The organism is Rhodococcus sp. SJ-3 (genome assembly GCF_051918125.1).
Classification (GTDB): Bacteria; Actinomycetota; Actinomycetes; order Mycobacteriales; family Mycobacteriaceae; genus Rhodococcus.
On the sequence record NZ_CM123306.1, the window covers coordinates 1,866,345 to 1,891,673 of the forward strand.

The window sequence follows — 25,329 nt, forward strand, 5'->3', positions numbered from 1 at the left end:
GATTGCACAGAAAATCCGGCCGGGGCAGCTCCGGACCTCCGCACCGTGCACAGTTGCCTGAGCCGCAGTTGCGGGCTGATTGTTACTGCCGTCACAGTTCTTCGCTATGAAGAACCTGCTGACGAAATTCGAAGACAAAGCCCCCGAAATCGTCTTCGAATGGCACGACACCGACACCACCGCCCGCGGCTGGGTCGTCATCAACTCACTGCGCGGCGGGGCCGCCGGCGGCGGCACCCGTATGCGGCGCGGACTGGATCGCCGCGAAGTCGAGTCGCTCGCGAAGACCATGGAGATCAAGTTCACCGTGTCGGGCCCGGCGATCGGTGGCGCGAAGTCCGGCATCGATTTCGACCCGTCAGATCCCCGCAAGGACGGCGTCCTGCGACGCTGGTTCGCCGCCGTCGCACCGCTGCTGCGCGCCTACTACGGCACCGGAGGGGACCTCAACGTCGACGAGATGGCCGAGGTCGTCCCGATCACCGAGGCCAACGGCCTCTGGCACCCCCAGGAAGGCGTTGTCACAGGGCATTTCGGCAACGACGAGCGCCAGCGCATTCAGCGCGTCGGGCAGCTGCGGCTCGGCGTCGCGAAGGTTGTGGAGGATCCGCGATTCACACCGGCGCTCGACGCGAAATACACCGTGGCCGATCTGATCACCGGATGGGGTGTCGCCGAATCGGTACGCCACCACCAGCGCCTGTATCCCGGTGATGATCTTGCGGGGAAGCGCGTCATCGTGCAGGGATGGGGCAACGTCGGTGCCGCTGCCGCCTATTATCTCGCGCAGGCCGGTGCCCGGATCGTGGGCATCATCGACCGCGACGGCGGAATCCTCGAGCCCGAAGGCTTGTCGTTCGACGAGATCCGCACCCTGTTGCTCACCCGCAACGGCAACGCCTTGAACAGCGACCGCATGCAGCCCTTTGCCGAGGTGAACGAGAAGATCTGGGATCTGGGCGCCGAAATCTTCCTCCCGTGCGCCGCAAGCCGTCTTGTCACCCGAGAGCAGGTCGACCGGATGGCCGCCGCAGGACTCGAGGTGATTGCGAGCGGCGCGAATGTTCCGTTCGCCGATGACGAGATCTTCTACGGCCCGACCTACGAGCACGCCGACAAATCGTTATCCGTCATCCCGGATTTCATCGCCAACTGCGGTATGGCCCGCGCGTTCGCTCAGCTCATGGAAGGCGAGACAGAGGTGTCCGACGCCGCGATCTTCGGCGATGTGTCCGGCACGATCGAAGCCGCGCTGCGACGCTGCCACGATCGCTCGGCCGAGCACACCGGCCTCGCCGCGACCGCCTTCGAGATCGCGCTCGACCAGCTTGTTCCCGCCGGGGAGCGCATCGATGACTGACACTCTCGTCGCGGCGCCCACCACGACCGCCGAACCGGCCGGGCTGCATCGCGCGATGAAGCCGCGCCAGCTCGTGATGATGAGCCTCGGCGGCGCGATCGGTGCCGGACTGTTCGTCGGGTCCGGCGCGGGAATTGCGGTCGCGGGCCCGGCCATCTTGATCTCGTTCCTGGTTGCGGCAGTGCTCGTCGTGTTCATCATGCGGATGATGGGCGAGATGGCAGCCGCGAACCCGGCCAGCGGCGCGTTCTCCACCCATACCGAGGCCGCGCTCGGCCCGGTCGCCGGACGCACGATCGGGTGGCTGTACTGGGTGCAGGTGATCATCGTGATCGCCGCCGAAGCGACTGGTGCAGCAGCGATCACCGCGGTGGCGCTTCCCGGCATCCCGCAGTGGGCGTCGGCCCTGTTCTACATGATCGTCCTCACGGGCGTGAACCTCGTGGGCGTGAAGCGTTTCGGTGAGGTCGAATTCTGGTTTGCCGCAATCAAGATCACCGCGATCGTCGCGTTCCTCGCGATCGGGATCGCCATGATCGCGGGTTGGGTACCCACGTTCGACACCACCGGGTTCGCGAACCTCACAGCACACGGCGGTTTCGCGCCCACCGGAATCGCCGGCATCGCCGCGGGACTGCTGATCGTCGTCTTCGCCTTCGGTGGCACCGAGATCATCGCGATCGCCGCCGCGGAAACATCCGATCCGCGACGCAATGTCGGCCGTGCGGTACGTACCCTGGTCTGGCGAATCCTCTTGTTCTACATCGGCTCCGTACTGGTGATGGTGACGATCCTGCCGTGGACGTCGGAAGACCTCGCCACAGGACCGTTCGTCGCGGTGCTGCAGGCCGGTGCCGTGCCGGGTGCAGCCGCGGTGATGACCGTGATCGTGGTGGTGGCCCTGCTGTCGTCACTCAACGCAATGCTCTTCAGCGCGTCGCGGATGATCTTCTCGCTGTCGCACCGAGGGTCGGCGCACCCCGCATTCGGGCGCACCTCGAAGAACGGGGTGCCCCGCAACGCGGTGCTCGCGTCGGTCGCGTTCGGGTTCGTCACCGTCGGACTGAACTACGCCTACCCCGACAAGGTTCTCCCGCTGCTGCTCAACGCGGTCGGTTCCACGATCCTGGTGCTGTGGACGTTCGTTGCGGTGTCGCACATGGTGTTGCGACGTCGCGCTCGACGCAACGGCACCGAAGATGCTCTGCCGCTGAAGATGTGGGGCTTTCCATACCTGTCGTACGCGACGCTCGGCCTGCTCGCCGGCATCGTGGCGCTGGCGCTTTTCGACAGCGCCGCCCGCACCCAGTTGCTCGCGACCGGCGCCCTCACGGCTGCCATTGCCGGTGCGTGCACGGTTCTCCACCGTCGCAGCACCAAGGCCATGAGTCTCCGATAGCCGGCAGGTCTGCCCCCTTGAAGACACCTTCGGAAGGGGAGACCATGAAGCTCACAGCGACCACATTCGTCGGTCGGCGGAGTGGCACAGGCGCCCGGTGGCCCCGAGGAAGACCTCAGTGGAGGCTTCGCTCGGGGCAGCCGGGTCGTCCCATTCAGTCGACCAGACCGAGTTTTCCGACGAGATCAGGTATCCGTGTCGCCAAGGTAGTGAAGATGAGACGATCGTTGACCTTGTCGTAGTGATGAGCAATGAGGTTCCGCATCCGGCCGATCGCCACCCACTCGATATCGGGGTGTGCTGCTTTGTATGCGTCCGGCAGTTTCTCGACGACGGTGGCCACCTGAATCAGGATATGCCGACCGTTGTTGCGGAGAACTCTCCCCGGCGCACTGTCCTCCAGATACGCATCCAATCCGAGGCCGACGGTATAGGCGGCATCAGCTGCGATTTCCGAGAGATCCTCCAGTCGGCGGCACACACGTGCGTTGCGCCCTGATTCGGGTTCATTCACAGCGCAACAGATTCCGCTCGCGCACTTCCGATGACCTTCCCGGCGCTCCTGCCGTCGATGACCTCCACACGCACCGTCAGCAGGTCTTCGAGATCGCCCTGAAGCGCCAGCAGATCAACAATGTCATGCCCATCGGTGAAGTCCACGATCAGGTCCAGGTCGGACGACGGTTCGTCGTCGCCCCGAGCCACTGACCCGAATATCTGTGGCTCGGGTAGATTCGCCCGCGCGAAGAGCTTCTTCACCTCGTCACGCCGCATCTCCAACGCTACTGACGGTCGCAGGACAAGCGCGTCCATCAACGCCGTCCGTGCCGCTTCGGACGGCACGCGCCGCCCGGTCTCGAACGCGGCGATCAATGGCTGTTTGACGCCGGAACGAGTCGCAAGATCACGCTGGGTAAGACCCAGAATGCCCCTGCGAGCTCGTAGGAAGTCGCTGAATGTTGCGGTCACGAATTCCATGATAACAATATTTGTTATCGTCAGATTCCGTCCGTCCGCGGAGCATTTCCGGCTCCGGTTATATGCCGAAGGGAGCTGCGTAGCGGACCGTGCCGCTGGGCAGCGGTTCGGCGCTGAGGCTCAACGCCATCAATGCCTCGTCCGGGACATCGATACTGAGCCGGATGCCGTATTCGGAAGCGCGGGTGAACCCGAACCGCGGGTAGTAGTTCGGATGTCCGAGAACGATCACGAAATTCTCACCCGCCTGCTCCGCGGCCTCGAGAGCAGCACGGATCGCAGCGGCACCCGCCCCGGTGTTCTGGTGTTCGGGCAGGACCGCGCACGGCCCCAGGCACAGTGCCTGGGTATCGTCGACGTGACAGCGAGTCAGCAGCGCGTACCCGACGGGCTTGCCGTCGGGTCCCGCACTGACGATGGACAGGCCGTCTATCCAGGCAGGATCGGCGCGTAGGGCGTCGACAAGGTCAGCTTCCTCTGCGGTATCGAATGCTGCGAGGTTGATCTCGCGGATTGCAGGGATCTCGGCGTCGGTCTCGGCGCGAGAAATCCAGTCGGTATGAGTGCTCAAAGCGTTCGTCTCCGTTCGAGATGGTAAGTGGCACAGCGATAGCGTCACGGTCGGGGTTATCGCTGGCGGTCGCGGAATCGATAGGTCGCGCGAAGGTCGCGCGTGATCTGCTTCTGGATTTTGCTTCTCTTGCTCGCCGCACGAGCGGCGTTGCCTCGGGTGGCGGCCCGCTCGCTTTCGCGTAACAACTTGCGGTATCGATCGAGTCGGCCTACATCCAACCTGCCGTCGACTATGGCTTCCTGCACGGCGCAGCCGGGTTCACTGCGATGTTGGCAATCACGGAAAGCGCAGTCGTGCGCGTAGGCCTCGATCTCGGAGAACACCCGCTCGACCCCGCCTGCGGCATCGTGCAATCCGATACCTCGCAGACCCGGGGTATCGATGAGCACTCCGCTGCCCCGCAACGGCAGCAACTCGCGGTGCACGGTGGTGTGCCGGCCCTTGCCGTCGCCGGCCCGCACTTCGCCGGTGCCCATCTGCTCACTTCCGAGGAGCGCGTTGGCGAGGGTGGATTTCCCTGCTCCTGACGGGCCGAGGAGGACCGTGGTCCCGGTCAGCACCTCCGACAGGACGTCCAGACCAGCACCTGTGGTGGAACTGGTGGAGACGATGTCCACGCCGGGAGCCAAGGCAGTGACGCCGGCCCGCGCTGCTCCCGGGTCGTCGGCGACATCGGCTTTCGTGAGAACGATGACGGGCTTGGCGCCGCTGTCCCAGGCCAGCGCGAGGAGGCGTTCGATCCGGCCCTCATTGGGCGGTGCCGCGAGCGATACCGCGATGACGACGGAATCGACATTCGCTGCCAGAACCTGCTGGTGGGATGTGCGATCCGATGATGCCCTGGTGATTGCGCTGCGCCGTGGCAGCAGTGCCACCAGTTCCGGTTCCGGACCTGGGCGCAGCGCTGCCCAGTCGCCCGTGCATACGGACAGGACGGGGTCGAGGGAGGCGACCGCAACGCTGGCTGCGCGGACAGGACCCGATGCGGTCAAGGTGTCGCAGCGCCCGCGGTCGACCCGCACGACGCGAGCCGGAACCAGACCAGCGGCCGCATATTCAGCGAACAGCGCTTCGAACGAGTCGTCCCAGCCGAGTGCGGACAGCGGAGACGGGGACGAGGAAGGTCGAGATGAATACATGGTGAGACCCTTGGGTGAGGGGCCCCGCTCGAGCACCGAAACCATCGAGGCTACAAGCCGATACGGTTCGCGCCGCTATCGACGATGGGAATCGATCAGACCGGAGCCCAGGAAGTAAGGATGATCCGGGCGCTGCACAGCGCAGCGGTCTTCGCCGCAATCATCAACTCACCTCCCGATCTCTAGAACCACGTCGAACTCGGACGCACGACTTTAACACCCGACGGCAGCGTCCCACCAGCCATTTACCGGCCCCCGGCCTTCATCCGCGACAGAGACCACCGGAGGACGTCAGAATCCGGTAGCCGAGTTCGTGCAGACGACGGTGCTCCGGCCAATGATCGCGGGCCCATACAGGTTCGGTGTGAGCGGCCGTGATGGCTGCGGCGGTGGAGGCGTGCAGGTCGAACTCGAGGTCGCGACGCAGCTCGGGAAGGTCCTCGCCGTCGGTCGCGATTGTCATTTCCGAGATGCGGTCACGGATCCGCGCATCCGCGAATGTGAGGTGCCTGCGATGCGCGCGCGGCAGCACACACCACATGACAACCACCGCCACAGTCACCCCGACCACCGTTTCGAGGAATCGGTCCTGAGCAACCGTTGCCAGATCGCCCGGCGTTCCGAGTACACCGAGGATCATCGCGAGCGGGGTGATGAACACCATCGCCAGTCCGTAGTTGCGCACCAGGAAGTTCTCCGTCCCGGCCATCGCCAAAGCCAGGACGGCCACGAGCGCAGCGCCGTGCAGATCGAACCACACCAGTCCGGCGAGCAATGAGAGACCGAGCACCGTGCCGACGAACCGGTGAACTGCCCGGTACGTGCCGAGGATCCGGTCCGGTCCCTGGTGCAGGATCATCGCAGCCGTGATGACCGCCCAATCCGACCTGCCGACTCCCAGCGCGACGGCGATCGCCCCGGCCGCCGGGCATGCGACAAGCAGCCGCACCACAATGGTCGTCGACCGTGCTCGAAGGTGCGCCGCACGAGCAAGCCGGTAACGCACCGAGGGCCTGCGCAGCGGGATCTGCGGCCTGAGGTGGTCCGCAGGGGTGGCTTCATCGTGGTGGCCCGCATGGAGAACTGCGGTACAGCGCAGATGGGCGGCATACAACTCTTGTGTCAGCGGATGGTCCGGGAAGGTCTCCGCATCGGCGTTTCCCGCCGATTCGGCGAGCCCCGCATCGTGCAGGCATTGCCACGCGGCGTGCAGATCGTGGACCGCGGTGCGGCGACGCATCGCCGAGTTCTCCGCCATCACGGCGTCGACAGCGGCAACCGCGGCAGCGACCGCGATACGTTCCGGGGTGCGCGGCCGGACCAGCACGCCGGACATCCCGACTACGAGCGCCGTGCCCGCGCCGATCGCAGTCCACGTGACGACCGACGCGACGGACACACCTGAGGCAGGCAGGAAGGATGCGATTTCCAGGGTGAACAGCAGCAGGAACGCTCCGGGCGCGCCGAGACGCAGCGCATCGACGACGAATGCGCATACCGCCACCACTACCGTCATCGCGAGTACCACCGCCATCGTGCACCACGCGGATCCCCCCGCGCTCACGACACGATGGACCTCCGACCCGATGGCTGCGCCGACCCCTGCCAACGCGACGAGAACCAGCCCGACGATCGCGATGACTCGCCACCGTTTCCGGTAGGGCCTTCCTTCGCCGTAGACGACGGCAAATGCGCCGAGGGTGGCGACTGCCGCAACCGAACCCAACCCCATCGCGACACCGATGAACCCCGGTAATGCAACCGTCAGTGCGGCACGTGCCGCACCCGGCCAGCGCCGCCCGTGAGGCGGCACTGCCAGCATCGCCGTCCGCAGCGAGCCCGGAGCGGGGATGGGGAGATCAGTGGCCACCGCCTGCTGACCATCCGCTCCGTTCGCCACAACTGTTCAGAGTAGGAAGCGGACGAGGCCATCCCCGAATCCAGGAAAGCGCATGAGGCGCATCTCACGCCATCGGACCCGGAATCCGCGGTCAGGCGGAGCCTGCCGCCGAGCGCCCCTGCAGGGCGGACTCGACCAGGTTGCTCTTGTGCAGTGACGCGCCGGACTCCACCGCCTTGGCCCAGTCCCCGGTCGTCGCTACGGCAGCGAAGTTCGATTGCAGCAAGACCATCAGTGCGCTGTGGAGAGACTCGGCCGACACGCTTCCGGCCTCATTGGCCAGATGAATCGCGCCGGTGGCATCGGAGAGGATCTCGGCGGCGAAGCCCAATCCTTCGGCTTCGACAGCGGTGGCGAGGTCGCAATTGTTCGTCATGTATCCGACGATCGTGATCGTGTCGATGTCGCGTGCGCGCAACCATTCCGCCACGTCGGTTCCGGCGAATACGCTTCCGTAATCCTTGTGCACCCGCTTCGTCGCCGTGCCTGCACGCTGTTCGATCTCCGGATGAAGGGCCCAGCCCTTCGAACCTTCGACGAATACGGGGGCACCCTCGGGCATTCGGTGCTGCACGACGATCACGGGCACACCACCCGCGGACGCGGCATCCATCGCGCTGAGGATGTTGGCCAACGATTCGTCACGTGGCGGGTACTGGATTTCGAGCGGGCCGTCGAAGTATTCCTGCTGGACGTCGACGACGACGAGTGCACGGCGGGGTGTGGTCACGATGGGCTCCTCGGGTTGTGTGGTGCGCTCCGGATGTGCGCCTGCCCATCGATTGTTCGATAGGTCTACGCTGTCCACGAGTGGCACATATGCCGACTTCCGATGAGTTCGGGCCAGCCTTGGAGATCCAATGAAGATCGCGATCTACACGTTCGACGGCATCACGATGTTCCACCTCGCGGCCCCGCTGATGGTGTTCGGCGAGCTCGGACGACTCGGTCTCGCCTCCGACTGGGAGACCCGGCTCTGGTCCGATCACTCGGAATCGATTCGCACCGTCGAGGGATACCCGGTGGGTGAACTCGCTGGCCCGGAGACCGTCGACTGGGCCGACATCGTCATCATTCCGTCCTGGCCTCAGTCGCTCATACCGGTGAGCACCGCACTGTCATCGGCGCTGCGGGACGCACACGAGCGTGGCGCGACGATCGCGGGACTGTGCCTCGGCGCGTTCGCCGTCACCGAAGCCGGACTCCTGGACGGCCGCCCAGCCGTCACCCACTGGACGATGATGCCCCAGCTCGCCGAACGACATCCCGGTACCGAAGTCGACGCATCCGTGCTGTACATCGACCACGGCGACGTCATCACGTCGGCGGGCACCGCCTCGTCGATCGATGCGTGCCTGCATCTGGTGCGCAAACATCTCGGATCGGCGGTCGCCACACGAGTGGCACGCAGCCTCGTCGTCGCTCCGCACCGCGAAGGCGGGCAAGCCCAGTACATCGAGCGCCCCCTCCGCCGGCCTGCGGGCGACACCGCGATCACCGACACCATGGACTGGGCACAAACCCACCTCGACGAGCCGCTCACCGTCGAACGACTCGCCGAACACGCCAAGATGAGCCGGCGCAGCTTCGTGCGCCACTTTCAGCGCACCACCGGCACGACCCCCGCACAATGGGTACTCGAGCGTCGCCTGCACGAGTCGCGAGTCCTGCTCGAAACCACCGACTGGGGCATCGACGCTGTCGCGTCCACGTGCGGCTTCGGGAGCACTGTGACGTTCCGGCAGAACTTCGCGTCGGCCTTCGGAACCACACCCAGCTCCTACCGACGCCAGTTCTCCGGCTGAAACGCCGCCGATCCGGTTGAATCAGATTCCGTGACGGACGGATCCGGGAACGCGAAGCGGCACGTGCTGCGCACCGCCTACGGCAGCACTTACGCAGAGGCCTTTCTCGTCATCGCCATCATCACGATTCTCGTCACCCGCCTCTACCTGGAACTGACCGGCTACCCGCAGGTGGGCGGTGAGACACTGCACATCGCACACGCGCTCTACGGCGGGGCTGCAATGATGACGGCACTTCTGATCGGCTGGCTCTTCCTCGGGTTCGGGCCACGACTGCTCGCAGTTGTCGTCGGCGGCATCGGCTTCGGCCTGTTTCTCGACGAGATCGGCAAGTTCGTCACGAAAGACAACGACTATTTCTACGGTCCGTCCGCAGAAATCATGTACGTACTCATCGTCGTCGTCCTCGTGGCGAACCGACTGGTTCGGATCGCCCGCGCTCCGACTGCACAGGAATACCTCGCCAACGCTGCTGCCATCGCCGCCGACGGACTCGCCGGTGGCATCCCACCGCACCGACGCGAGGCCGCCGCACTCATGCTCGATCAAGCACGAATGCTCGGTGGCGACACGCACACGATCGAGGGTGTGCGCGCGGTACTCGACTCAGCAGAACACCGCGATGATCGTCTCGAAGCAGGTCAGCGGTTGGCGGGCCGCATGATCCCGAAGCTGTTCCGTAGCCCACGCTGGGTTCCGGTCGTCGGATGGCTCATGGTGCTGGCCGCCGCTGCGGGCGTGGCACTCGGCGTCGTGCAGATCGTGACGGGCGGAGTACATCTCGGGACCGCCGACACCCGGATCGACATCGACAGGATGAGCATCACCAGCGGCATCCTGTTCGCAAGTGCGACGATCACGCTGGCAATGGCACTACCCGCCATGATCGCGGTGCATCGCACCGACTCACTGCGCGGGCTTCGCGCCCTGCGCACCGCGGCGCTGATCTTCACTGCTCTCAACGCGCTGGCCGAGTTCGCCACCTCAGGATTCGGTGCGCTGCCCAACCTCGCGGTCGGCCTGTTCAGCATGGCCGTGCTGTCACACCACATCACGGTCCGGGCCGAACAACTCACCGATACGACGGATACTCCGTCACTGCCTCGACGCCGGCCATCGCCACAGCGAAAATGACGACGTAGAGCACGATGAGCAAAACCATGAATATTGCCCAGACGAGCAGCGCGATCTTGCCGAGTTTCTTCGCCTGCGCCGACGCACGGTCGGCACCCTCGTAGTCACCCATCATCCACAGTGGGAAAACCTTGGAGGAGTTGTCGAACGCCGAGAATGCGAGCGGCCAGAAGAAGAGGAGTGCGGCAACCGCCCAACCTGTGTTCTGCGCGGGCGGCGCCGGTCGCGAGGGAGCGGCTGCCGGGCCGTACTGGAAACCTGCCTGCGCGAACTGCTGGGTCATCGTGCCTCCGTGTGCGTCTACTAGCGCGGAGGCACACCGCCCCCGTCACATACTTGGATGCGTCGAATCGTGTTTTGGTTCCCTCGCACGGCAAATTGGTTTCGCACACCGTGACTCACCCCACCAAGATCGAAAGCTATAAGTTAGCCTCACCTACATGCTCAGATCCTGGTCTCGCGTCGGCGTCGCAGCGCTCACAGTTGTGTTGCTCGCTTCCTGCGGCTCGAACGATACTGCCGGGCAAGCTGCAGGAAATGCCGATGTCGCGACCGGCGGGGAACGGTTCAGCACGGCAGACACCGAAACGGCGAGGCTCGGCAGCGACGCCGAACCCGGAGTGTTTCCGCGCACCGTCACTCATGCTCTCGGCGAGACCGTCATCGAGAGCAAACCCGAACGGGTGATCGTGCTCGACAGCGGTGAGCTCGACGACGTCCTGTCGCTCGGCATCACGCCGGTCGGCCTGGCCAGCCCGGAAAGCGCTTCCGGACAGCCGTCCTACCTGGCCGACAAGCTCGACGGCGTCGCCGATGTCGGAACGATCAACAACCTCAACCTCGAAGCGATCAGCGCCCTTCAACCAGACCTGATTCTCGGCAGCCAGCTGCGCGCAGACAAGCTCTACCCGCAGCTCTCGTCGATTGCACCGACCGTGTTCAGCATCAGGCCCGGATTTCCGTGGAAGGAGAACTTCCTGCTTGTTGCAGATTCCGTGGGCGACGAGAACGAGGCCATGGAAGTTCTCAACAACTACCAGGCGCGCGCCGACGAGGTCCGCGCATCGATCGATGGTGACCCCACGATCTCACTCGTTCGGTTCATGTCGGGAAAGATCCGTCTGTACGGGAACTTGTCGTTCATCGGCGTGATTCTGCAGGATGCCGGACTCCCCCGACCTGCAATCCAGGACATCGACGAGCTCGCGGTGGAGCTGAGCCCCGAGACGATCATGGAAGCCGACGGAGACCAGATCTTCTACACGAGTTACGGCCGGCCCGAAAGCACCGACGAGGCCACCGTCGTCTCGGGGCCGCTCTGGAACCAGATCGAGGCCGTCAAGGACGGTCGAGTGGAGCGGGTCAGCGACGAAACCTGGTTCCTCGGCCTCGGCCCCACCGGCGCGATGCTGGTGTTCGACGACCTGCAGGACATGCTCGGATCCTGAAGTGCCGACCAACCGCCTTGCGGGGCAGCGGAGCCCGGTCACGCAGCCATCGTCGGGGCGATCGCCTCCATCTGCACGAGCACCAACTTGATCGCTCCGGTCTGCCGGTCCGGCGGGTACTTGTAGCGAGTCAGCAGACGCTTCACCTGCGACCGCAACTTGGCTTTGACGTCTTCACGCACCTTCCAGTCGGTCTTGACATCGCGCCGCATGACACCGACGAGTTCCCGGGCAATCTGGGCGAGAACGTCTTCTCCCATCCCATCCAACGCCGACTCGTTCTGGGAAACCGCGTCGTAGAAGGACAACTCGTGATCACCCAGGGGCGGATCGAATCGCTGCCCACGCTGCGCTTCGGCCTGCACCTCCTTCGCGACCTCGACGAGTGCCGCAATCACCTCGGCCGAGGTGAGCTGGCTGTTGGTGTATTTGATCATCAGATCCTGGAGCTTCTGGGAAAACGCGCGCTGCCGCACCAAATTGTGGCGCGACACCTTGCGGGATTCCTCCGATACCAGTTTGCGCAGCGCCTCGATCGCCAAGGCCGGGTTCTTCGCCTGCAGCGTGCGCTCGAGGAAGTCCGCGTTGAGATCGGCCAGTGACGGCTTGGGCATGCCTGCTGCGTCGTAGATGTCCAGCACCTCACCGGATTCCACTGACGCAGCCATGAGGGCGCGCAATGCGCGCTTGACGTCCTCGGGTACTGCGACACCGTTCGCTTGCCGTTCGGCAGCATCGAACTTCGCTACATACACCCGGACCTCTTCGAAGAAGCGTGCGTCGCGGGCCAGGGGTTGAACGTCCTCGTGGGTACTGCAGATCGCCCACACCCGCGACAGCTGCGACGCGTGCTCGCGATAACGAGCAGCGAGGGTCTTCTCCCCTTCTGACACCTTGTTCTGTGGGTTCTGCTTGTCCCGCACGAAGTTGACGGTCGCGAGGACCGCGTCGAGCCAGGCACGCCGCCCCGGAGCATTGCGGTGCGCCCTCCAATCGAATCCGTGCAGCATGTTGTCGAGGATCGTCATGCAGTTCTTGACGGCGTCGACGGCTTCGTCGACCGGTCGCCCGAGCGGCTTGGTAGTTCGGTCGGAGGCCGTGTACTCGGCCAGCGCATCGGCCAGATTCTCCGCCACGGGTGCATATGCAACCAGCAGACCGTCGCTCTTCCCCCGGAAGGTGCGGTTGACACGGGCGAGCGTCTGCATCAGCAAGGCACCCTTGAGCGGTCGGTCGAGATACAGGGTGTGCAGGGGCGGCGCATCGAAACCTGTGAGCATCATGTCCTTGACGATCACGAGTTCGAGTTCGTCGTCGATATCCTTGATCCGCTTCTTGATTGCGGCGTTCTCGGAATCACGGCGCACATGGTCGCTGATCGGCGGCTGGTCTGTCGCGTCTCCGGAGTACACCACCTTGATACGCCCGGACGAGAGATCGTCGGAGTGCCAGCCGGGGCGGAGTGCGACGATTTCGCTGTAGAGGTTGGCGCAGATCTCACGTGTCGCGCACACGATCATCGCTTTACCGGGTGCGGTCGGATTCTCTTCCGAGCCTACGAACTTCGCCATCTGGGAGCGTCGCTTCTCCCAGTGTGCGACAAGGTCTTCCGCGAGCATCTGCAATCGTGCTGGCGTGCCGTAGACGGCGTTGATCACTGCGACGGACTTTTCGATGCGGGTTCGTTCGGTGTCGTCAAGGCCGACGGTGAGTTCGTCTGCGGAGGCGTCGATCTGCTCTTCGGTGATCTCTCCGGCGAACGCGACCTTCACCAGACGGCTCTCGAAATGGACGGGGACGGTGGCTCCGTCGTCGACCGCGCGGGTGAGGTCGTAGATGTCGATGTAGTCGCCGAAGACCGCCCGGGTGTTGCGGTCGTCGAACGAGATCGGGGTTCCGGTGAATGCGATGAGCGTTGCGTTCGGGAGCGCATCACGCAGGTGGCGGGCGTATCCGTCGAGGTCGTCGTAATGACTCCGGTGAGCTTCGTCGACCACGACGATGATGTTGCGACGAGCGGACAGCTCGGGGTGACCGAGCCCTGCCTCGCGTTCCTCGCGGCTCTTCCCGAACTTCTGCAGCGTCGTGAAATAGATGCCGCCGGTAGTGCGACCGGACAATTCCTGGCGCAGTTCTTCCCGCCGTCGAATCTGCTTGGGATGCTCCGGGAGCAATTGCGACCGCGCGAAGGTTTCGTAGAGCTGGCCGTCGAGCTCGTTGCGATCGGTGATCACCACGATCGTCGGGTTCGCAAGCTGAGGATGGCGAATGACCTGGTTCGCGTAGAGCTCCATCTCCATGGACTTGCCGGATCCCTGCGTATGCCAGACCACTCCGGCTTTACCCCCGGAGCCGACGGCAACGACGGTCGACCCCACGGCCTTGGTGACCGCGAAGTATTGGTGAGGTTTCGCGATTCGCTTGACGAGGCCGTTCTCACTCTCGTCGAATGCTGTGTAGTTGCGGAGCAGTTGCAGGAAGCGCTCCTGGTTGAACAGGCCGAACAGTGCGGTGTCGAGTGGATGATGCTCGCCACTGGGTTCGACGGGCGCGCCGTCGTCGTCGACGTTCCACGGGGAGAAGTGCTCGAAGGGCGTGAACGGAGTGCCGTAGGACGCGGTGACGCCGTCCGATACCAATGCCATCACCGCGTATCGGAACGCGAGCGGGAATTCGCGCAGATACGTCTGCAGTTGAGCATGTGCATCGGTCAGGCTTGCGTACTCGCTACCGGCATTCTTCAGTTCGACGACAGCGACCGGCATTCCGTTCATGTACAGCACGAGATCGAAGCGGCGCTCGTAGTCTCCGCGGATCACGGTGACCTGGTTGGCGACGAACCAGTCGTTGTCGTCGGGGTCGACGGAGACGAGACGGATGGTGGGCGTGACCTCGACGCCGGCGTCGTCGGTGTAGGAGATCTTGCGCAAACCGTCGGTGAGGTACTCGTGGATGGCCCGGTTCTCCGCGATGGCGTCGGTCGAGCCTGCTGTTGCCACGAGCGCGACGGCATCGTCCACAGCGCTGGCAGGTACATGCGGGTTCAGTGTGACGATGGCGGATCGCAAGCGTGAGGGCACGAGGAGGTCGTCCCACGAAGTGCGCTCTCCGGATCCGGGAGCGATGTCGCCGCCGTGGATGTATCGCCATCCGAGCTCGCCCAGCGTCTCGAGTGCCATCTGCTCCCATGCCGATTCGTTGAGACGGCCGGGGAAATCCAGAATGTCTGCCATGCACACAATTTAGAAGCTCGCGCAGATACGAGCGAGGCAGACTGCCGATAATACGGGTTATCGGAAGGAAAGTGGTTCACGGGTTCGGTTCGGACGCACGATTCGAGCGTTCCGATTGCTCGATCAGGAGATCGCCGTGACCATTCAGTTCGCTCCCCCGACCGCCGATTCCGATCCTCTCACCGAGGCCAGCGGAGCCGGCACTCGGTTCTGGCCGGGCTTCTCGGTGGGTCTGTGCGCCGCGGCGATGACCGGCGCTCTTCTCGCGACCGGTTCCCTCATTGCGGATCGCGCGTCGGACGCGCCCCTGTTCGAGATCGGCGGCACCGTCACGCTCATCGATGGTGCCGCCGACAGCACTGTGCCGGGATTCGAGTGCGAAGGCGACCACGGCTACGACGACATCTCGCCTTCCACTGCAGTGCGGGTCTCCGACGACGCCGGCGCACTGCTTGCAACGGGAGCACTGACCTACAGCGTGAGCGAAGGCGACTTCTGCACGTTCTTCTTCACCGTCTCCGACGTACCACGCGGTGCGTCGTACTACGACGTGGAGATCTCGCATCGCGGATCCGTCTCGTACGACGAATCCGATGCCGAATCCGGAGTGCACCTCACTCTCGGCCACTGATCCACATTTCGCCCCCCTATGAAACGAGGCCTGTCATGACGATGCCGAACCAGCCTGATCCGCGGATCCAGCCGCCCACCCAGCAGTACTCCCCGCAACCCACCGGGTGGCAACAGTCCGGCGGATTCGCACCGGCTCCGCAACCGAAGAAGAAAAAGAAGTGGCCGTGGATCGTCGGGGCGTTCGTCGCGTTCGCAGTCATCGTCTCGGTATCGGGCGGCGGCGACGACGAACCCACCGGCGCTGCCGATCCCGCATCCTCGGCACCGCAAGCCGGTGCCCCTGCCGGCGTTGCCCCGGAGGTGGAGTCACCCACCGCTGTTGAGGAGTCCGCGGCCTCCATGAACATGCCGGTGCGCGATGGCAAGTTCGAGTTCGTGGTCACAGGAGTCGAGGCCGGCCTGACATCTCTGGGCGACAACCCGTTTCTTGCCGAAGAAGCACAGGGACAGTTCGTGATCGTCACGATGACGGTCAGCAACATCTCCGATGCGCCCAAGGGTCTGAGCCCGAGTGACCAGGAGCTGATCGACGACCAGGGCCGCACCTTCAGCCCCGACACGGCTGCTGCGTTGAATCTCGATTCGGACGTGACGTTCTGGGATGAAATCAACCCCGGCAACACCGTCACGATGCCCCTCGTATTCGACATGCCCGTCGGGGCGGTTCCCACGGCGGTCGAATTGCACGACTCCATGTTCTCCGGTGGAGTGACCGTTTCGCTGAGGTAACTCCGCCATTCCCTGCTGGTGCGCCCGACGAGGGGTCGGGCGCACCGGCGCACCCCACAGGTTTTCTGAAAGGAACACGCCGATGCCCATCAAGAACTCCTCGACTCCCGCCGGATGGTACCCGAATCCCGTTGGCGGGCAGCGCTACTGGGACGGAAGCACCTGGCTCGACCTGCCCGACCCTGATTCGAGCGACAAGCCGAGACGGAAGATTCGCAAGAAGCCGATCTTAGTGGCCTTTGTCATCGTCGTCCTCGCGGCCGTGGGTGGGACGGTTGCATGGAAGGTCGATCACGACGCCCAGGTCGCCGCTCAGGTGGCCGCCGCAGAGGAAGCCGCAGAGCGTGAAGCCGCGCGTATCGCGCAGGAGAAGGCCACGCAGGAAGCCGCTGATGCAGCCGAGCGTCTCTCACGTTCGGTGAGTGTGACGAGCATCGAATCGAGCGTCGAGGAAATGGCCGTCGAGCACGTGAACGATGGGATGTACGACGGCCCGATTCTGTCGGTGAACTGTTCACCGGTGAACGGGGGCTCAACCGACAACCTGAGTGAAACCACTACCGTTTTCGAGTGCTTCGTGGGCACCGAAGACCTCGGCGACGGTCGCATGCGCGGTCGCACGTATCACGCGACGATGAACTGGACCAGCGGTGAATACACCTACGGCTACGGCGCACCGTAACAACGCCTTCCCGCATCAGGTCGCGCCGTACCCCTTACCCGGCCCGGTGCAGGACATCCACCACCCGCCGGGCCATGTGCCGCATTCCCGCTTCGGTGGGATGCAGTTGCCGAGCGAGCGACAACGAGTACCGTCCTTCGAAGAAGCTGGAACCGGGCAGGGCACATGCGTCGTGCCCCTCTGCCCCGACAGTGACATCGACGAACTGGGCTCCGGCACCCGAAGCAGCGCCCGCCAGCACACGATTCATCCTGGTGAAGAAACCGTTGACGAACGCGGCGTCGGGGTCGCTCGTGGGGATGTTGGGCCAGCATCCGCGGGTGCCGAATATGCCGCCGTGCCCGACGAGAAGAACTCGGGCATTCGGCGCCTTCCTGGAAACCGCCCCGAGGGTGGCGGTCACTTTCGGGCCGAGCGCGCCGAGCGCGGCGTCCATGCGAGAGGCCACTGCCGGATCGTTCCTGCAGTTCGCGTCGACGCCGGGTGCATCGGTGTAGCACGCGGAAACCAGGTTGGGCCAGGCAATGTCGTTTCCACCGATGCTGACGGTGACCAACGTGGTGTCCGGCGCAAGCGATTCGAGCTGCGGCGGTACCGGACCGGCCGACGTCGGCTGCGGCACCGACGTGACGTGCTCGGTCCGAGCCCCGGTGCACGACACGTTCGTGAACGATTCCGGATGGAGTATCTGCGCCACGACCGCGGGGTATCCGAGGTTCGACCGCGAGCACCCGTTGGCGTGGGCTGCAGCGTCGAGATACGGTCCGGCCGCTCTCGAGTCGCCGAGCGCGACGTAGCGGATATTCGGATCCGCCGAGCCAAGAGCCGGACTCGACAACACGGCGATCGCAGCAACGATCGCCGCCACCACGAACGCGCGCACCGCGGGAATTGGATTTCGTCCCTCGGTCACGTCAGATGTACCAGCCTTCACGAAGGTCATTATCCGGTAGCGACGCTGTGACAGCAGCGCAATCATCGCAGTTCGATTTCCCACACATACTGAACCGTCACATGTCCTGCGTCCGTTACGGGGTAACGATCGAGAATCCGGGATCGGCTCGATCGGTCAGCGCGACGATCCTGGCGATGACCGTGGAGTCGCCGTCCATCACGACACCGTCAGTGTCGACGCCGGCCAGAAGTCCGAGCAACTGGGGCTTGGTGAGGGTCACCACCAACTCCGCAGGGTCGGACCGGCGTGTGGGGTAGTGGATCAGCACGCCGTTCGACAACTCCATCCGATACGTCTCATCGAGATCGGTGAAATGCCAGCGGATCGTTGCATTCACATCCCACGCCCGAGGACCGTCGATACAAATGGCGACACTGTCGAAGACTTGGGTGATGGTGAGTGCGGCAGCCATGCCTGCCGCGCTGACCTCGGCAGGGTGTGCAGGACCGGTGACTTCACTTGCCCCAACGAGATAGTTGTTGCGCCACGTTGCACATTCGGAGCCGTAGCCGAGTCGTGTCAGAACATCAACGAGCACCTGTTTCGCGCCGGCATGGTCGGGTTCGGCGAAGACCGCGTGGCTTGCGAGCTCTGCGGCGAACCGGAGGTCGCCCTCGTCGGCGAACTCCTTCGCCTTCGCCACAGTGACGTCGACGCCGCCGATCGTGCGGACATAGCGGGTGGCGGCCTCTTCCGGCGGGTGCTGCCACAGGTGCGCCGGATTGCCGTCGTACCACCCGAGATAGCGCTGGTAGATGGCCTTCACGTTGTGGCTGACCGAACCGTAGTATCCATGGGTATGCCAGGCGGCGTCCAGTGCGGGCGGCATCTCGAAGTTCTCGGCGATCTCGCTGCCGACGAGCCCCTGGTTGAGTTGACGCAGTGTCTGATCGTGAAGGTAAGCGTAGAGGTCACGCTGCTCGTTGAGGTACCCGACCAGATTCTCGGTGCCCCAAGTGGGCCAGTGGTGCGAGGCAAATCCGACATCGGAGTCGTGAGCGAACATCTCGATCGCCTCGGCGAGATATCGCGACCAGTTACGGGCATCGCGCACCTCTGCGCCTCGTAGGGTGAGCAGATTGTGCAGGTTGTGCGTTGCGTTCTCTGCCAAGCACAGCGCGCGACGGTCGGGGAAATAGAAGTTCATCTCCGACGGCGCCTCGGTGCCGGGAGTGACCTGGAAAACCATCCGCACGCCGTCGAACGTCTCTTCCTGCCCGGTGTGGGTGATGTCCAACGTGGGTGCGAGAAGCCCGACAGTTCCGCTGGACGTGCTCGGCCCGAGTCCCGCGCCCAGGGTGCCGGTCGCGCCAACCGGGAGGACGATCCCGGTGTGGTACATCCCGCGTCGCAGCATTGCACCACCGGCATAGACGTTCTCCGAAACTGCGTGCTCGAGGAAGTGCTCCGGCGCAATTATCGGCACAGTCGTGTCAGCAGTGACAACACCGAGCACGCCACCGAAATGATCGATATGCGAATGCGTGTAGACGACGGCAGTGACCGCACGGTCACCTCGATGCTCGCGGTACAGCGCCAGACCTGCAGCGGCGCACTCGGCAGAGACCAGCGGATCGATCACGATCACACCGGTATCACCCTCGACGAGAGTCATATTCGACAGATCGTAGCCGCGGATCTGATAGATACCCTCAGTGACCTTGAACAATCCGTGGATGGCGGTGAGCTGCGCCTGGCGCCACAAACTCGGGTTCACCGTGTCGGGGCAGTCCCCTGTGGTGGCGGCGGCGAACCCTTGGGCGTCATAGACCACACGACCATCGTCGGCACGGACCTGAGCGGGATCCAACACCGCAACCAGGCCCCGACCGGCATTGTCGAAGTCGGTGCGGTCAGAGAAATCAGCGGGCATCAGCACTCCTCTGCTAGGTCGCGATCGACGTGGATCGGACGCGGTCGCCAATCAGTGACCGTAACCGGGGCGAGCGACCACCGACTCACCCGTTCCGGGCGAATATCGGCAGGAGATTCACAACGTCAGATCCGGCGCATCTCCGGATCGTGATCTAGCGGCACCCGCTGTACTCGCCGTCTTTCACGACCGACAGCACCGCATCCGCCTCACCGACCACCGCACCCGACACCGGCGCCTGTTCGATCACGATCCAGCTCCGATCCCACACCTGCGCTCGACCCTCACCCGTGGCATCGATACTTCTCGAATAGAACACGCCCGCAGCCTGAATCGCGTCCTGCGCTGCCTGGAGGTCCATGCACATCACGTTCGGCATGATCGCGGTCGACGCGCTCGCAGGTTTCGCCGTGGCAGCGACCGTGCTCGCCGGCGCTACAGTGCGCGCCGTCGTCGCCGCCTCCGTCGACATCGGAACCGTCAGCGGAGCTGATGCGGTTGCACGAGCCGACGACTGCGGCGTCGTGACCGCGCCCTCCTCGGATGGCGCATCGAGCCCGTCGGAGATGTCGCTGATGATCCCGATGAGCACGAAGAACGCTGCCACAACCACGGCGATCACGACACCGCGACGCGCTTTCGACGGAGGCGGTAGTGGAGGCGGGGGCGCGAATGCGGCCGGATGCCCAGCCAAGAACGCGCGGTGCCCTGCCTCTGCTCGGGCAGCGAGCGCGTCGCGCTCGGCCTCGACCCGCGAGTGATGCTCTCGTATCAGCTTGCCGACAGCGAGGTAAGCGAGACCGACAGTGAACATCAGCTGGACGAGGGTAGGCCCGGCATTGCCATGGATCAATTCCACGATCGCCAGCCACAGCGTGATGCCCGCGAACATCCCCGCAAGAACCCTCAGGTAGGGCTTCAAGTGTGCTCCTCCGACTACCCGGGCCACACGCACATGGTCGGCGCGGCCTCGCAGAGGAAATCGAGTCCGATCACCACGCCGTTACCCACGACGTCGTCACATCTGCCCGGTCCTGCTCACGGGTCGACACCCTCATCGGACCAGCGTGGTCTCCCTATCCGGCGATTGTCTGCCGCACCGCGGTCGCGATGGCCGTCGCAACCTCCTCAGCTGCGGATTCGGGTAGGCAGGCATAACCGCACACCAGTCCGCGCGGTCCCTGCTCACCGGCGAGCTGCACCGACACCGGGGTCGTACGGACCCCGAGTTGCTCGGCAGTTACCGCGACCGCCACGTCGTCGAGGCCATCGGGCAGGCGCAACACCACGTGCAGTCCTGCATCGATGCCCACCACACGCACCCCCTCCAAGTCGCCGGTCCGTCGTCGGAGCGCGTCCACGAATGCGGCGCGGCGAGCCCGGTACGTGCGCGCCGTTCGCGCGAGATGCCGGGTCAGGGATCCGTCGTCGATAAATGCGGACAGTGCGAGTGCCGACATCGCGTTCGCCCCCTCACCGCACACGGATACCGCCTCGGAAATGTTGGCGCGCAGTGGCTCCGGCGGTATCAGCCAGGAGAGCCGTAACGTCGGCGACAGGATCTTCGACGCGGTCCCGAGATAGGCGACACAGTCGCGTCCGCCGTCGACGCTGCGCAGAGCAGGCAGAGCCGACACGTCGTACCGGAATTCGCCGTCGTAGTCGTCTTCGATCACGAGCATTCCGGTAGCTGTCGCTCGGTCCACCAGCTCGGCGCGACGCGCGACGGGCATGCGCGATCCCAGCGGATACTGGTGTGCGGGTGTGCAGTAGACGGCGGCATCGGTGTCGGCGAGGAGTTGCGGAGGCAGTCCGTCGTCGTCGACAGGAACCGGTCGGATACGAGCACCTTCGGTGATCAGCGCGCGACGGGCCCGATGGTATCCGGGTTCTTCGAAGGCGACGTCACGTGCGCCGAGTCCGGCAGCCACCGCAAGGACACGCGTAGCCGCGGCAACGCCGGGAAGTATCACGAGATCATCTGGATTCACCGCGATTCCGCGGGTACGGCGCAGGTGCACGGCGAGTGAACGCCGAAGTTCGGGGTGGTCCAGCGGGTCGACGCTACCCGTGGCCCGAGGTGCACTCGCAGCTCGGCGCCAAGCCCGCCGCCACGACGGTTCGGCGATGAGTGCCGTGTCGGGGAGTCCGGGGCGGAGGTCGACGACTGCCGGAGCGGGGCGGGTTCGGGCCGGCGGTACCGGTGCGGCGTCGGGCGCGACCGGATGGGGTCGCGTGTGCGCGCGGGCAGCGATGTCGGCCCCGGGGGCAATCCGGGTAGCAGATCCGGGCACTGCAACAACGAATCCTGAAGCGGCAAGCTCGTCGTATGCCTCGACAACTCCACCTCGCGCCACTCCCAACTCGGCGGCAAGCACCCTCGACGACGGGAGGGCATCGCCGACCCGTAAGTGGCCGAGTCGGATCTGCTCGACGATCACTTCGGCAATGCGGTGTCGCAGCGGCGCCTTCCCGTCGGGCACTGCCAACGGCAGGTGGACAGGAGGGGATACGCGTGGCACGGCTGCCAGAATACTGGTCTGCCAGTATTGCTGGAATGCGGATCTGTTCTCCGGTCCAGATAGCCGGCAGGGTTGATGTCATGGACACGCTGACTCGCTACCCCGACCGCGCCCGCACCGACCGCGAAGACCTCGATCGAGTGCTCGATGCCGCGACGACCTGCACGTTCGCCACTGTGCTCGACGGACAGCCGTGGCTGGTGCCGATGTTCTACGCCCGGGACGGCGACCGGATTCTGCTGCACGGCTCAACCGGGGCCGGCGCGCTGCGCCACGTCGCGGCCGGGTCGCCCGGTGCGGTGAGCGTGATGCTTCTCGACGGCATCGTCGTCGCCGAGGATCTGTATCACTCGTCGGCCAACTACCGCTCGGCTGTGGTCCGCGGCACCATCGAGCAACTCAGCGGGAACGAGGCGCTCGATGCCCTGAACATCCTGTCCGACAATTTGATTCCCGACCGCAGCACCGAGGTTCCCGGCCCGACCGGCAAGCAACTCGCGGGCACCTCGGCGCTGGCGCTGACGATCCGGCCCGGCCAATGGACCGTGAAGGAACGAAATGCGCCGCCGACCCGAACCGACGCGCCGGGGCCGTGGGCCGGGGTGGTACCGCTACGCACCGTCGCCGAGCGCCCGGTGCCGGCTCCGTGGATATCCGACGACGCGCCACTCCCCGCATCGGTGCTACGCCTGATGGCCGGTTACGGTTCGGCGGCACCAGCACGGTAGCGTCCCCCCAGCTTCGCGCTATCATGAATTTGTTCCTGATAATTAGCGAAAGCGAGAGTGGGTGTGATGAACGAAGCCGCGGATGCCAGCACCGAAGCCCGCTACCTGCGCGGTGATCTCGGTTTCGAGGATGCGCTGCGAGAGGTGACCGGCACCGATGTCGGTCGGAAGTTCTTCGCCCAGATCCTGCACAACCTGTCCGACCGGAACCCGGCAGCACCGCCGCTGTCCGACCACGACGCGGCCCTGCTCGATCAGGCCGGATTCGTCGAAGACCCGGCCGCGGCGGCGACCGTACGGGTGGGTCGCGACATTCGCATGCAGGAACTGATCCGCAATTCACTGTCGATCGCTGAGGCGGCGGACCGTCTCGGGGTGACCGCGGCCCGGATCCGGCAACGCCTCGGAGACGGCACCCTGTGGGCGTTTACGTCGGGCCGTAACCGATTGCTGCCGCCCGCCCAGTTCACTGACACCGGGGCGGTGCCGTACCTCGACCAGGTGGTGCCGTTGCTGGCGAAGGATCTGCACCCGCTGACCGTGCAGGCGTTGCTGACCCTCCCCCAACCGTCCCTGACCGTGGAGGGCCGGCCGGCGTCGATCGCGGCATGGCTGTCCGGCAGCGCCGGAGCTGCCGCCGATATCGAACAGGCTCGAGGCGTGATCACCGCCGCCGAATGGGAATCGGCATAGATGGGGTCGATGCTGCCCGCACCACCGACTGTTGCGGACCTTCGTGGTGCGGGCGTGCGCCCCGAGGAAGTGTTCGCCTGGCAACCGACCGAAATCGTGTGGCGGGTGCATCGCACCACCGGAACCAATGTGCTGCCGTGGAATAGCATGCGCACGTTCGGCCCGATCCTGAGGTTCGACCACCACCCGCCCCCGCGCGCCGAACATCCCGGCTACGGCGTCTGGTACGGCGCCTCCAGTCCTCGCGGCGGGCTGGCCGAGGCGTTCCAAAGCTCCCGTGTCATCGACCGCCACCGCGGCGGCCCGTATCTGACCGGGCTGCGATTCACCCGCCCGCTGAGCCTGCTCGATGTGTCCGGCATCGGCGAGGGGACGTGGGCGACCCGGGTCGGCGGTAACCATGCCCTCGACTCCGCAGCGCACGGCCGAACCCAGCACTGGGCCCGCACCATTCACCGCGCCCACGACGATCTCGACGGCATCGTCTATCGCGGTCGGTGCGCCGGGAGTATCTGCATCGCTATCACCGAACCGGCCGCCGATGCGTTCCCCGCGCTGCCAGCGGTGTCGCTCCCGTTGTCACATCCCGGGTTGTCCGGGCCGATCGACAGCGCGGCCCATCAGCTCGGCTACGCCATCACCTGACGCTGCGGTCCTGCAGTCTGCGAGTTCCGTAGAGTGGATGCACATGCCCTCCGCACTCGACCGCCTGACCCAGTCGCAACAGGCAACACTGCGTGGCCGATTACCCCAGTTCGACGTGGTCGCCGACATGAGCTGGAATCTCGTCGAGACCACCGTTCTGCGGATCGCCACGCCCGAGGGGCGGTTCGTCGTCAAGGCCGGCGGCGCTGCCGATCATCACATCGCCCGCGAGATTCGGGCTCACGAAACCTGGACGGGCCAGTGGGTCGCGACCGGCCATGCTGTTCGGATGGTCCACTCGGATCGCGACGCCAAGCTCGTGGTGACCGAGTTCCTACCGGGACGGCTCGTCCAGGACGACGCCGCGATGTCGAGCCTCGACACGTACGCGCAGGCGGGCCGGATCCTCGCTGCGTTTCATGCACAGGAAAGCGTCGAGGACGACGGGTACGAGCGGCGCGCCAACGACAAATCGTTGCGCTGGCTCGCAGCGCCTCACCGCATCGAACCCGACGTCGCCGAACGTCTGCGCGCGATGATCCGGGCGTGGCCGACCCCTGCCGCGACGCTGGTACCGACACACGGCGACTGGCACAGCCGAAATTGGATCATCGACGACGGGACCGTCCGGGTGATCGACTTCGGGCGAGCGGATCGTCGACCCGCTATCGAAGACTTCGACAGATTGGCGGCGCGGGAGTTCGTCCGTATCCCAGGAGCCGAAGTTGCATTCCTGGGCGGCTACGGAACGGACCCACGCGAGCCGAACGCCTGGTTCCGGCAACGTATTCGCGCCGCCATTGGAAATGCAGTGTGGGCATTTCAAGTGGGCGACGAGGCCTTCGAGGCCGAGGGGCACCACATGATCGCCCAGCTACTCGGAAGATAATCTGCCTACC

Annotated in this window: 24 protein-coding genes; 12 read left to right on the plus strand and 12 right to left on the minus strand. The window is 64.9% G+C overall.

From position 1 onward, the window contains the following. The first annotated feature begins 106 nt into the window (after positions 1 to 106). Both ACTDXD_RS08450 and ACTDXD_RS08455 read left to right on the plus strand, forming a co-directional pair. Positions 107 to 1,360: a Glu/Leu/Phe/Val dehydrogenase dimerization domain-containing protein gene (locus ACTDXD_RS08450; protein WP_440126618.1), complete on the plus strand. Its 1,254-nt coding sequence runs from the start codon at positions 107 to 109 to the stop codon at positions 1,358 to 1,360. After that, positions 1,353 to 2,759 (plus strand): amino acid permease, encoded by a 1,407-nt coding sequence (locus ACTDXD_RS08455; protein ID WP_440126619.1) that lies wholly within the window; start codon positions 1,353 to 1,355, stop codon positions 2,757 to 2,759. The genes ACTDXD_RS08450 and ACTDXD_RS08455 overlap by 8 nt, the downstream gene beginning before the upstream one ends. 154 nt (positions 2,760 to 2,913) lie before the next feature. Here the strand turns inward: ACTDXD_RS08455 and ACTDXD_RS08460 are convergent, their stop codons facing one another. The 6 genes from ACTDXD_RS08460 to ACTDXD_RS08485 form a co-directional block, all read right to left on the minus strand. Further along, positions 2,914 to 3,273 (minus strand): HepT-like ribonuclease domain-containing protein, encoded by a 360-nt coding sequence (locus tag ACTDXD_RS08460; RefSeq protein WP_440126620.1) that lies wholly within the window; start codon positions 3,271 to 3,273, stop codon positions 2,914 to 2,916. After that, complete coding sequence (locus ACTDXD_RS08465; RefSeq protein WP_440126621.1) at positions 3,270 to 3,728, minus strand: helix-turn-helix domain-containing protein; 459 nt, start codon at positions 3,726 to 3,728, stop codon at positions 3,270 to 3,272. Before ACTDXD_RS08465 ends, ACTDXD_RS08460 begins: the two co-directional genes overlap by 4 nt. Before the next feature lie 67 nt (positions 3,729 to 3,795). Then, positions 3,796 to 4,308, minus strand: a complete 513-nt coding sequence (locus tag ACTDXD_RS08470) for a GNAT family N-acetyltransferase (protein WP_440126622.1) — start codon at positions 4,306 to 4,308, stop codon at positions 3,796 to 3,798. Positions 4,309 to 4,364: 56 nt separating this feature from the next. Further along, entirely contained in the window at positions 4,365 to 5,450 is a 1,086-nt protein-coding gene (gene rsgA, locus ACTDXD_RS08475; protein WP_440126623.1) for a ribosome small subunit-dependent GTPase A, read from the minus strand. Positions 5,451 to 5,712: 262 nt separating this feature from the next. Then, positions 5,713 to 7,272 carry an FUSC family protein gene (locus ACTDXD_RS08480; RefSeq protein WP_440127589.1) on the minus strand — a complete coding sequence of 520 codons (1,560 nt, stop codon included), beginning with the start codon at positions 7,270 to 7,272 and terminating at the stop codon, positions 5,713 to 5,715. A 169-nt stretch (positions 7,273 to 7,441) separates the two neighbouring features. Then, positions 7,442 to 8,080 carry a cysteine hydrolase family protein gene (locus ACTDXD_RS08485; RefSeq protein WP_440126624.1) on the minus strand — a complete coding sequence of 213 codons (639 nt, stop codon included), beginning with the start codon at positions 8,078 to 8,080 and terminating at the stop codon, positions 7,442 to 7,444. Positions 8,081 to 8,210: 130 nt separating this feature from the next. On the opposite strand from ACTDXD_RS08485, the gene ACTDXD_RS08490 reads away from it, so the two are divergent. Beyond that, positions 8,211 to 9,155: a GlxA family transcriptional regulator gene (locus ACTDXD_RS08490; RefSeq protein ID WP_440126625.1), complete on the plus strand. Its 945-nt coding sequence runs from the start codon at positions 8,211 to 8,213 to the stop codon at positions 9,153 to 9,155. A gap of 30 nt (positions 9,156 to 9,185) precedes the next feature. After that, on the plus strand, positions 9,186 to 10,289 hold the full coding sequence (locus tag ACTDXD_RS08495; RefSeq protein ID WP_440126626.1) for a hypothetical protein: 1,104 nt from the start codon (positions 9,186 to 9,188) through the stop codon (positions 10,287 to 10,289). Here the strand turns inward: ACTDXD_RS08495 and ACTDXD_RS08500 are convergent. Further along, positions 10,228 to 10,572: a CD225/dispanin family protein gene (locus ACTDXD_RS08500; RefSeq protein ID WP_440126627.1), complete on the minus strand. Its 345-nt coding sequence runs from the start codon at positions 10,570 to 10,572 to the stop codon at positions 10,228 to 10,230. The genes ACTDXD_RS08495 and ACTDXD_RS08500 overlap by 62 nt on opposite strands. 157 nt (positions 10,573 to 10,729) lie before the next feature. Between ACTDXD_RS08500 and ACTDXD_RS08505 the strand changes: the two genes are divergently transcribed. Continuing rightward, entirely contained in the window at positions 10,730 to 11,737 is a 1,008-nt protein-coding gene (locus tag ACTDXD_RS08505; protein ID WP_440126628.1) for an ABC transporter substrate-binding protein, read from the plus strand. A gap of 38 nt (positions 11,738 to 11,775) precedes the next feature. On the opposite strand, the gene ACTDXD_RS08510 is transcribed toward ACTDXD_RS08505, so the two are convergent. After that, on the minus strand, positions 11,776 to 14,970 hold the full coding sequence (locus tag ACTDXD_RS08510) for a type I restriction endonuclease subunit R (RefSeq protein ID WP_440126629.1): 3,195 nt from the start codon (positions 14,968 to 14,970) through the stop codon (positions 11,776 to 11,778). A 136-nt stretch (positions 14,971 to 15,106) separates the two neighbouring features. Between ACTDXD_RS08510 and ACTDXD_RS08515 the strand changes: the two genes are divergently transcribed. The 3 genes from ACTDXD_RS08515 to ACTDXD_RS08525 all read left to right on the plus strand — a co-directional run bounded on the left by ACTDXD_RS08515 (position 15,107) and on the right by ACTDXD_RS08525 (position 17,014). Continuing rightward, the gene (locus ACTDXD_RS08515) at positions 15,107 to 15,601 is read left to right on the plus strand and encodes a hypothetical protein (protein WP_440126630.1); all 495 of its coding nucleotides are present in this window, start codon (positions 15,107 to 15,109) and stop codon (positions 15,599 to 15,601) included. Between the two features lie 35 nt (positions 15,602 to 15,636). After that, complete coding sequence (locus tag ACTDXD_RS08520) at positions 15,637 to 16,332, plus strand: DUF4352 domain-containing protein (protein ID WP_440126631.1); 696 nt, start codon at positions 15,637 to 15,639, stop codon at positions 16,330 to 16,332. 82 nt (positions 16,333 to 16,414) lie between these two features. After that, positions 16,415 to 17,014 (plus strand): DUF2510 domain-containing protein, encoded by a 600-nt coding sequence (locus ACTDXD_RS08525; protein WP_440126632.1) that lies wholly within the window; start codon positions 16,415 to 16,417, stop codon positions 17,012 to 17,014. Between the two features lie 34 nt (positions 17,015 to 17,048). Here ACTDXD_RS08525 and ACTDXD_RS08530 read toward each other — a convergent pair whose 3' ends face one another. The 4 genes from ACTDXD_RS08530 to pdxR form a co-directional block, all read right to left on the minus strand. Further along, positions 17,049 to 17,927 carry an SGNH/GDSL hydrolase family protein gene (locus ACTDXD_RS08530; protein ID WP_440126633.1) on the minus strand — a complete coding sequence of 293 codons (879 nt, stop codon included), beginning with the start codon at positions 17,925 to 17,927 and terminating at the stop codon, positions 17,049 to 17,051. A 115-nt stretch (positions 17,928 to 18,042) separates the two neighbouring features. After that, a complete protein-coding gene (locus tag ACTDXD_RS08535) occupies positions 18,043 to 19,842 on the minus strand; it encodes an alkyl/aryl-sulfatase (protein WP_440126634.1) in 1,800 nt (599 codons plus the stop codon). A 154-nt stretch (positions 19,843 to 19,996) separates the two neighbouring features. Then, on the minus strand, positions 19,997 to 20,764 hold the full coding sequence (locus ACTDXD_RS08540) for a hypothetical protein (RefSeq protein ID WP_440126635.1): 768 nt from the start codon (positions 20,762 to 20,764) through the stop codon (positions 19,997 to 19,999). 154 nt (positions 20,765 to 20,918) lie between these two features. After that, positions 20,919 to 22,364 (minus strand): MocR-like pyridoxine biosynthesis transcription factor PdxR, encoded by a 1,446-nt coding sequence (pdxR, locus tag ACTDXD_RS08545; RefSeq protein ID WP_440126636.1) that lies wholly within the window; start codon positions 22,362 to 22,364, stop codon positions 20,919 to 20,921. Positions 22,365 to 22,444: 80 nt separating this feature from the next. Here pdxR and ACTDXD_RS08550 point away from each other — a divergent pair, with 80 nt between their 5' ends. The 4 genes from ACTDXD_RS08550 to ACTDXD_RS08565 all read left to right on the plus strand — a co-directional run bounded on the left by ACTDXD_RS08550 (position 22,445) and on the right by ACTDXD_RS08565 (position 25,319). Next, positions 22,445 to 23,092: a pyridoxamine 5'-phosphate oxidase family protein gene (locus ACTDXD_RS08550; protein ID WP_440126637.1), complete on the plus strand. Its 648-nt coding sequence runs from the start codon at positions 22,445 to 22,447 to the stop codon at positions 23,090 to 23,092. 66 nt (positions 23,093 to 23,158) lie between these two features. Next, positions 23,159 to 23,785: a hypothetical protein gene (locus tag ACTDXD_RS08555; protein ID WP_440126638.1), complete on the plus strand. Its 627-nt coding sequence runs from the start codon at positions 23,159 to 23,161 to the stop codon at positions 23,783 to 23,785. Then, complete coding sequence (locus ACTDXD_RS08560; protein ID WP_440126639.1) at positions 23,786 to 24,430, plus strand: RES family NAD+ phosphorylase; 645 nt, start codon at positions 23,786 to 23,788, stop codon at positions 24,428 to 24,430. 43 nt (positions 24,431 to 24,473) lie between these two features. Next, positions 24,474 to 25,319 carry a phosphotransferase gene (locus ACTDXD_RS08565; protein WP_440126640.1) on the plus strand — a complete coding sequence of 282 codons (846 nt, stop codon included), beginning with the start codon at positions 24,474 to 24,476 and terminating at the stop codon, positions 25,317 to 25,319. The last annotated feature ends 10 nt before the right edge of the window (positions 25,320 to 25,329 follow it).